A 2,201-nucleotide genomic window follows, 5' to 3' on the forward strand; every position below is an offset into this window, starting at 1 on the left:
ACCTGGTTCAAACAGTTCTCTCGCGACCCGACGATCCGCGCCGCCTACAACAGCACCGGTGTACGCGTGGAGTACGGCGCCGATGGCAGCGACGCCGGTGTACACGCTCTCATTGCGGGCAGCGTCGACTTCGCCGCCCCCGATCGCTCCATCGACGACGCTGAAGCCGAGGAGATCGAGCGCGGCGTGGTGGCGCTGCCCATGAGCGCCGGCAGCGTCGCCCTCGCCTACAACCTACCAAGCGTGGATGCGCTGCGACTGCCACGGTCCGTGTACCCGGCCATCTTTGCCGGACGCATCACACGTTGGAACGACCCCGCCATCGCCGCGGCCAATCCCGACATTGCGCTACCGGAAGCGGCCATCACTGTTGTTGTCCGTGCCGATGCCGCCCGCGCAACGGACGTGCTGACGGCTCATCTGAGCGCCGTCGATGCGGCCTTCCGGCGCGACATCGGCCGCTCCAGCGCCCCCGAGTGGCCGGCTGACGCCGGCTTCGTCAGCGCGCCGATGAACGATGGCGTTGCGGCGGAGATCCTGCGCACACCGGGCGCCATCGGCTACTTGGACTACGGCTACGCAAAGCTGGCCGATTGGCAACAACTGGCGCTGCTGGAAAACAAGGCCGGACGGTTCACGGCACCTGGGCCTGCGAGCGGCGCCGCGGCCCTTGCCGCTGTGCCTTTCCCGGCCGCAACCCTACCGAGCGGCGCCCCGGATCTGCGCGCGCAGGACCGTGATCCTGCCGCCGAGAACGCCTACCCCATCACCGCCATGACCTGGCTGCTCTTCTATGCCAGCGGCTATGGGCAGGAGCAACTCAACGCCGTGCGCGACCTCATCAACTATTGCGTCAGCAACGACGCTCAGGATCAGGCACCTGCGCTCGGCTATGTGCCGCTGCCGGATGCCATCCTGGACCGCGTCCGGGAAGCCGCCGGAGTCATCCAATGAATCTGCCTGCCGTCTCACCGCTTATGCCGAGCGATGCGGCCGTCGATACCCCGTCGCCCCTACGTCCACCGCTGCCTGCGGGCGCCGGCGAGCGCCTGCTCTGGGGGCGCCTTTACGGCGCAGCTGGCGCCCTTGCCATTGCCAGCGCCGCTCAGCAGGTAGAGCGCCCCATCCTCGCCGCGGTAGCAGATATGCCGGCCGCGGCGACTCTACGCGAAGAGCTCGCCTTCTTCCTGCGCGGCTCGGCGGATGCGCACGAGGACATCCCGGTCTTGACCTTCCCGGACTGGGAGACCCTGCCCTACGACGTCTTCTCGCCGCTGCCGGAGCTGGTCTCCGAGCGCCTGCTGACCCTGCACCGGCTGCCCGGGCTCACCCGCGGCGTGCTGGTGGTGCCGGTCGGTACGCTGCTGCAACGCTTGCCGCCGCGGGCGTTCGTGGACGGCCATGCGCTGGTGCTGGCCGTCGGCGACCGGCTGGACCTTGATGCCACCCGCACGCGCCTGACCCGCTCCGGCTACCAGTGTGTGTCGCAGGTCATCGCCCATGGCGAGTTCGCCGTCCGTGGCGCGCTGCTGGACGTCTTTCCCATGGGGAGCCAGCTGCCGCTGCGCATCGACCTGTTCGACGACGAGGTGGAGTCCATCCGCACCTTCGACCCGGACAGCCAGCGGTCTCTGGAAAAGCTCAACCGGGTGCGCATGCTGCCGGCTCGGGAGTACCCCACCGATGAGGCTGCCATCAGCGCGTTCCGCCAGCGCTGGCGTGCCGCCATCGATGCCGATCCCAAGGCCAGCCTCATCTACCGCGAGGTGTCCGAGGGCCGCATGCCGGGCGGCATCGAGTACTACCTGCCGCTCTTCTTCGACCAGACCGCAACGCTGTTCGACTACCTGCCGGACAGCACCCTCGCCTTCGAGCACGCCGATGTGCGCAACGCTGCCGACGACGTACTCGGTCGCATCGAAGAGCGCTACGAGCAGCGCCGCCACGACCCTGAGCGCCCGCTGCTGCCGCCACGAGACCTGTACCTCAGCCGCGATGACCTCGCCGCACGGCTGAATGCTCGAGCCGGCGTCGTCTGGCAGTCGCCGGAGGTGCCGGACCGGCGCAAGGGCTACGGCGCCCTGCACAACTTCGCAACGGCCCAACCGCCCCCGCTCGCGATCCACCCACGCGCCGAGAGCCCGGCGGCAGAACTGCAGGGGTTTCTGGAGACGCCGGGGCGGGGCACGCCCTTCATCGCG

At 69.1% G+C, this 2,201-nt stretch carries 1 protein-coding gene and 1 pseudogene; both read left to right on the top strand.

Features of this window, described 5'->3' with window-relative positions; all coding sequences use genetic code 11:
* Nucleotides 1-954 (top strand): phosphate ABC transporter substrate-binding protein PstS (pstS, locus tag I6U14_RS07815; RefSeq protein WP_296898252.1); only part of this gene is annotated, 954 nt, incomplete at its 5' end.
* A pseudogene (locus I6U14_RS07820) lies at nucleotides 951-2,201 on the top strand (transcription-repair coupling factor); the annotation flags it as partial. The gene pstS and the pseudogene I6U14_RS07820, both read left to right, overlap by 4 nt.

The organism is Thiohalocapsa sp., from assembly GCF_019695415.1.
In the GTDB taxonomy this organism is placed as follows: domain Bacteria; phylum Pseudomonadota; class Gammaproteobacteria; order Chromatiales; family Chromatiaceae; genus Thiohalocapsa.